Below are 6576 nucleotides of genomic sequence, written 5' to 3'. Positions count from 1 at the left end.
GGTACTGCACTTTTGTGGGTGTGGGAGAGTAGGTCACCGCGGGTTTTTTATTCAAGAGGGGAAGACCTTATAGGTCTTCCCCTCTTTTTGTGTAGCCAAAAACTCCTGGAGCGAAAGCCCTAACCTAGCAGGTAGGCAGAGACTCAGCAGAGAAGCAGAGGAACAAGGCTGCAGGGCCAGCTAGACAGCGTGCTAGCCTACTGCAACGGAACGAGATGGGGAGTTCACAGATCCGCCTGAATGACGAACTAGAGAGCGCAGCAGAGGAACTCTTGGTACCTTAACAACAAGAGCAATCCACATCTCTACCCGAACGAGTAGAGAACACGCAAAGGAGCATCATCATGGCCGATGAGAAGAGCATCTACGAGCGCTGGAGCGAAGAACGCCTCGACCCGCCCTTCCCCAAAGAATGGGGGCTGGATGAAGAAGATGAAGCCGAGCTGCTCTGGCCTATCTGGCCCCTGCTGTTCATGGGGGAATCTGATACTGAGCAGTACGTAGAAACCATCACCGATTATGTGATGGACGTACTCGGTCTGGAATACGATGGGGAGAATGAAGACAGCAAGCTCTGGGAGAAGCGCGTAGAGGACTACGTGGAAGAGCTCATCAAGCGTCGTCGTGCATTCGCCGCTGAGCTGGGCATTACCCCCGAAATGCAGAAGAACTCCAACCTCAACCGTGCCTTCGCAGCGCTCGAAGAAGAAGGAGTTATCGCACGACAGAACTTCACCTGCTGCGGTACCTGCGCCTCCGCAGAAATCTGGGACGAGATCGACGATAGCCGTGAATGGAAGGGATACATCTACTTCCACCAGCAAGACACCGAAAGCCTCGCTGAGAGCGGCGGCACCTACGTTGGGTTCGGCTCCTTCCTCGCCTACCCCAGGGACGAAAATGAATGGAACGCGCTGAGCGATGCGCAGAAGGAAGAGATTAGTGCTCTTCACAAGAAGCTTTCCGTGGATCTCATGAAGGACACTATTATCCCCGTACTGGAGAAGCACGGCCTGAGCGTGAAGTGGAACGGCAGCTTCGATACTCGCCCGTTTATTGGGGGAGTGGAAATCTACAACATTCCCTAGCAGCTGGTGAGCTGAACCGGATGGGAGCCTAGCGGCATACCTAGTGGGGGAGGAACACCTCCCAATGCTACAGAAGTTTACGAGGAAAATAAGCTGAGAGCGTGAGAATCGACATCACAGCATCTCAGCCAGGGTATTAACTAGCCGATAAGGCACCCATTCGGTAGGCTAGACGGGTAGCGCGGTACGTCCACGACAGAGCGCGAGCAGAACCAGCCTTCACGGGCGGCACCTGCCGCATCGCTTCCGGTTGTTGCTTGCAACAAGGAAGCTGAGCTTTAGAATGCCCAGCAGAGATAAGAAGGCACCCAGCTCAGACGAGCACTGGCACTCTGAACCTCTGCCCTGATGGGTGCGTACTCCATAAGGAGTAGGCTAGAAGAAGTGGACGAACCGCCACCCATATTCCCAACCAAAGGAGCAGGCATGTCGACCGACGCCCGCGAAAAAGCCCGCCAGATTGCGGCCCAGCAGGCCAAGAAGAGCCCCAGCCAGGCAAGCCGCCGCTGGCTCCAGCTCGGCGTACTCGCCGTGGTCCTCGTCATCGTAGGTATCATCGGTTTCGTCGTAGTCAACGGCAACAAGAACACCAAGGTAGCAGAAAGCGGCCCCGTGCCCGCCAGCGCCAACGAATACGGTGGCATTGTGCTGACCAAGGACGGCATCGTCCAGAACTCCTCTACCCAGGAGACCCGCGACTTCAAGCAGCTCGCAACCTCGACCTCCTCCGTGACCCCCATGGTCAACGGAACCGCAGCAGCCGTCAACACCCTGCCCCCGGGCGTGCAGACCGCTGAAGAGGCATCCAAGAACGGCCAGCCCGTTCGCGTGACCATCTTCCAGGACTACAACTGCGTGCACTGTGCAGAGTTTGAGAAGAAGTACGGTGAGGAAATCCAGAAGCTCGTCGAAGACGGCACCATCACCCTGGAAATCCGTAACCTGACCTTCCTGGACCGTTCCTCGCCCACCGCATACTCCGCACGTAACGCGGCAGCAGCATACTCCGTGGCAAACCAGGTCAGCACCAGCGACTTCCTGAACTACCAGCGTGAGATCTTTACTCACCAGGGCCGCGGCGACATGAACAACCAGCAGATCGCCGACATCGCCTCGAAGTACCACGCTTCCATTGGCTCCGATATGAACGAAGGCAAGTGGCGCCCCTTCGTGGACGTGGTCAACGCTGAATCCGCAAAGAACGGTATTAAGGGTACCCCCACCGTCTTCGTTGATGGTGACCAGTACACCAGCAACGACTTCAGCGCCTTCCTGAAGAGCAAGATCGAAGCTAAGAAGAAGTAACCGCTTCCATACGAAAACCCGGTAACCTCCGCGTGAGGCTACCGGGTTTTTCTGTATGTATCCGAAGCTTTGAAAAGAGCGGTGCGCGCCGGTGATAAAGAAGCGCAACGGTGAGGGGGAGGAACCGACGAAGCGCTGGAAGCGGTGCCTGGAGCCTCCTACAGAGGGGCTGATTGGAAGGGAGAAAGCGAAGGAAACGAACGCATCAAACCGGCATAATCCAGAAGCATTCTCAAGCAAACCGCCAAAGAACAACTAAGCAGATTCAACCACGAGAATAGGGTACACTGGACAAGTTGCCTCCTTAGCTCAGTTGGCCAGAGCATCTGTCTTGTAAACAGAGGGTCACCGGTTCGAATCCGGTAGGGGGCTCAGAAAAATCCTGGTTCGCACCAGCCTCATAGCAGAGGTGCGGATCAGGATTTTATTGTAGCGAGTGTCCTCGAGTGTCTAAGGGACCCGCACCAACACATCGTCTACCCGCCCTGAGGAACCAAGTATGTCTGAAACCTCCGGAACCCCGCAGGCCACCGCCTCGCAGGGCACCCGTACCGCGGCGCTGCGCACCGTCAAAGCCCGCGAAAACAACGACTACCCCCTCGAAGAATTCATCGAATCGCGAGGATTCCGCCCTGAAATTCAGGGTCTGCGTGCCTTCGCCGTGCTCCTCGTGGTGCTCTACCACGTCTGGTTCGGCAAAGTCTCCGGCGGCGTGGACGTCTTCCTCTTCATCTCCGCCTTCCTGCTCTCGCTCTCCTTTATGCGCAAGATCAACGAAGGCAAACCCCTCAAACTTTTCAACTACTGGCTGCACGTCTTCCAGCGACTGCTACCCGTAGCCACGGTGGTCATTGCGGGTACCACGATTGCATCCTTCTTCGTGCTCGCGCCCAGCCGCTGGTCCCAAACCGTAACGGACGCGACCAGCTCCCTGTTCTACTTCCAGAACTGGAACCTCGCGTTTAGCTCCGTGGACTACTACGCCCAAAACGCCTCCGTGAAGTCGCCCTTCCAGCACTTCTGGTCGCTCTCCATCCAGGGACAGATCTTCATCATCTGGCCCCTGCTCTTCGCCGCAGTAGCCTACTTCGTACACCGATTCCGCGGGAACCTCTTCACCACCGCGGTGTTCATCTTCAACACGGTGTTTGTCGCATCCCTGACCTTCTCCATCGTCGAAACCGACACCAACCAGGGATTTGCCTACTTCGACACCCGCACCCGCCTGTGGGAGTTCGCCATCGGCACCCTGCTGGCGATGCTCACCCTCAAGTGGAAGGCACCCGAAAAGGCACGAGTTGTCATGGGCTGGGCCGGCATTATCGGCCTGGTCACCTGTGGCGCAATCCTGCCTGTTGAACGAGCATTCCCCGGCTACCTGGCACTCTGGCCCGTAATCTCTGGCGCGCTCGTCATCATGGCGGGCCGCACCAACAGCCGCTGGGGTATCGACCGACTGCTGGTCTCCGCACCCCTGCAGAACCTGGGTAACATCTCCTACGCCCTGTACCTGGTGCACTGGCCCATCCTCATTCTCTACAGCAGCGCCGTCGGTACCTCCCGCGTGAACGTCATTGAAGGCACCATTATCATCCTTGCCTCCATCGGCCTGGCATGGTTGCTCATCCGCTTCGTGGAAAAGCCGCTGCGCTACCGCAAGGACCCCTTCGTACCCTGGCTCATGATGAAGATGCGCTTCAAGACCGTCTTCTCCGTCAAGACCTGGGCAGACCAGCTCGCCTTCATCCTCGCTATCTTCCTGGTCGCCGGCGTGCCCCTGACCGCTGCACAGACCTGGATCGGCTACCGCAACGCCCAGTCCGAGCAGATCGCCGAAATCAAGGTGCAGGAAGGCAACGAAAACTACCCCGGCGCCCGCGCAATCGGCGGAGCCCAGCAGGGGCTCATCGACAACCCCATCCCCTCCGGTGGTGACGTCAAAGCCCAGTACGAAGGCCTGAGCGACACCTGCACCGGCGCCTTCGCACCCTCCGACCCGGCACTCGCCAAGTACTGCACCGTGCAGAAGTACGGCCCCGAGGACGCGCCGCTGACCATGGTCATCGGTAACTCCCACGCGGAGCAGGCGCTGAGCATCTTCAAGCCCATCGCCGAGCAGACCAAGACCAACCTGCAGACCTACCTGCTCGGTGGCTGCCAGTACCCGGTCCGCGCCGTCAACGCTAGCAACGAATGCTCGGAATTCAACACCAAGATGACCGAGGAAATCCTCAAGCGTAAGCCGCAGACCGTGGTCCTCATCGCGACCATCGCCCAGGCCCGATCGAACGACGAACGCATCGACCCGAGCCTCGACGAGACGGTCCGCCGCCTCACCGAAGCAGGAATCCAGGTCATCGGCCTGCGCGATAACCCACGCTTCGAGTACAACATCTACGAATGCGCTCAGAAGGCCGGCGCCGACAAGAGCTCCTGCGCACGACCCGCAAGCGAAAAGTACGCTGCCGAAAACCCCGCAAAGGAAGTCTTCGACAAGTACCGCGGACAGGGCGCCGTCATGGTCGACCTGGCAGACGTGTACTGCCCGGATGGCACCTGTAGCCCCGTAGTCGGAAACATCTACGTCTACTTCGACGACAACCATGTCTCCAAGACCTACGGACGCACCATGGCTCAGGAAGTGTTCCAGCGTGCTGCAGAAGGCGGCTGGCTCGTCAACGGAAAAGTGAACCTCTAACGTTCCCCCATACATAGAATCCCCCGAATCGTTCCACAGAACAGTGAACGGTTCGGGGGATTCTATGTATTTAATGCGTTCGACTCCGCCTAAGCTGACCGGCAACCTAATCGAGCAACAAGACATGCAGCCTGAGCACATGACACAAGCCGTTTCATATAAGCGAGTACACGGGCATGCGGTTGAATATGAACTCAGGGTAGGCTAACTTAGAATAAGCTTAGGTATATCTAACTAGATACCTTGCGTTACCATCAACATCGCAGACAGAGCACGACAGCACACGATGACCTCTTCCGGACTGAGGCCCTGCATCCGCGGGATTCGCAATAACCGGCCCATCGGGCTGCCTCTTGCTCCAGCAAGGAGAACCATGACTATCTCGCGAGGCACCTTCCTCAAGGGCGCATCCTTTACCGCACTGGCCGGCCTGCTCGCCGCATGCTCTACCGGCAACGGCTCCAGTACCTCGGGCTCAACCACCACCGCGAGCGCCGAAGCGGGCGCATTCCCCATCACGATTACCAGCGACTACGGTGATACCGTCCTCAAGCAGGCCCCCACCAAGATTGCCGTGGTTAACGCTTGGAAGAACGCCGACGCGCTGCTCGCCCTTGGCGTGGTGCCCGCAGGTATCCCCAAGGTCAGCTGGGGTCAGAACTCCAACGACTCCACCGACTGGTTTGACGCCAAACTCAAGGAAATGGGCAAGAGCCTGAACGACATCACCCGTTACGCCGAAGCTGACGGCCCCGCCTATCAGGAACTCGCCAAGCTCGCTCCGGATGTTATCTTCGCACCCTACGGCAACATGAGCGCCGAAATCTACAAGAAGCTCTCCGACATTGCACCCGTCGTGACCGCCCCCAAGGGTGTAGGCATGTTCGAAGTATCCTGGCAACAAGTCGTTGAGCAGGCAGGCAAGATGCTTGGTGCCCCCTCCGCCGCTACCAAGCTCATTGACGAGACCACCAAACAGCTGAAGGAAGCAACCTCCAAGTACAGCAACCTCGCTGGTGCAAGCTTCATCGCGGGCTACTTCGACGTCGAGAAGAAAACCCTCGGCGCATACACCGCCAAGGACTCCCGCCCCCAGACCTTTACCGACTGGGGCATGGTTGAAGCACCCTATGTCACTGAACACTCCAAGGATGCGCAGAGCGTCTTCCTCTCCATCTCTTCCGAAGTGCTCGACCAGGTTGAATGCGACGTACTCTGGGCTTGGGTCAACGACCCCGCTGACGTGGAGAAGATCAAGTCAGATCCGCTATTCGCCGCTCTCCCTGCTCTGAAGAAGAACGCCGCTATCTTCGAATCCGATAAGCACCTTGGTCTGGCCCTCTCGGCTGCTTCCCCGCTGTCGCTGACTTGGGCCGTGAAGAATTCCTCCATTCTGGAGAAGTTCTCCACCGCTATCAAGAACGGTAAGGGCTCCAAGTAACGTGAGTCATCCCCACTCGGGACACGGGCAGGCCCGCGGTGCGC

General features: G+C 58.0%; 4 protein-coding genes and 1 tRNA gene. All 5 read left to right on the top strand.

The features are described 5' to 3' along the window. The first annotated feature begins 344 nt into the window (after positions 1 to 344). The 5 genes from RWL87_RS02875 (at position 345) to RWL87_RS02855 (ending at position 6532) form a co-directional block, all read left to right on the top strand. Positions 345 to 1088: a DUF6891 domain-containing protein gene (locus RWL87_RS02875; RefSeq protein WP_313968834.1), complete on the top strand. Its 744-nt coding sequence runs from the start codon at positions 345 to 347 to the stop codon at positions 1086 to 1088. A 426-nt stretch (positions 1089 to 1514) separates the two neighbouring features. After that, positions 1515 to 2393 carry a thioredoxin domain-containing protein gene (locus tag RWL87_RS02870; protein ID WP_313968833.1) on the top strand — a complete coding sequence of 293 codons (879 nt, stop codon included), beginning with the start codon at positions 1515 to 1517 and terminating at the stop codon, positions 2391 to 2393. Positions 2394 to 2691: 298 nt separating this feature from the next. Continuing rightward, positions 2692 to 2765, top strand: a tRNA-Thr gene (locus tag RWL87_RS02865). A gap of 127 nt (positions 2766 to 2892) precedes the next feature. Further along, a complete protein-coding gene (locus RWL87_RS02860) occupies positions 2893 to 5091 on the top strand; it encodes an acyltransferase family protein (RefSeq protein WP_313968832.1) in 2199 nt (732 codons plus the stop codon). A gap of 373 nt (positions 5092 to 5464) precedes the next feature. Next, positions 5465 to 6532, top strand: a complete 1068-nt coding sequence (locus RWL87_RS02855; RefSeq protein WP_313968831.1) for an ABC transporter substrate-binding protein — start codon at positions 5465 to 5467, stop codon at positions 6530 to 6532. Positions 6533 to 6576 lie beyond the last annotated feature (44 nt).

It is taken from the genome of uncultured Rothia sp., from assembly GCF_963555405.1.
Taxonomy (GTDB): Bacteria; Actinomycetota; Actinomycetes; order Actinomycetales; family Micrococcaceae; genus Rothia.
Note: the sequence above shows the minus strand (reverse complement) of the source record. Positions and strands in the feature narration are given on the sequence as shown.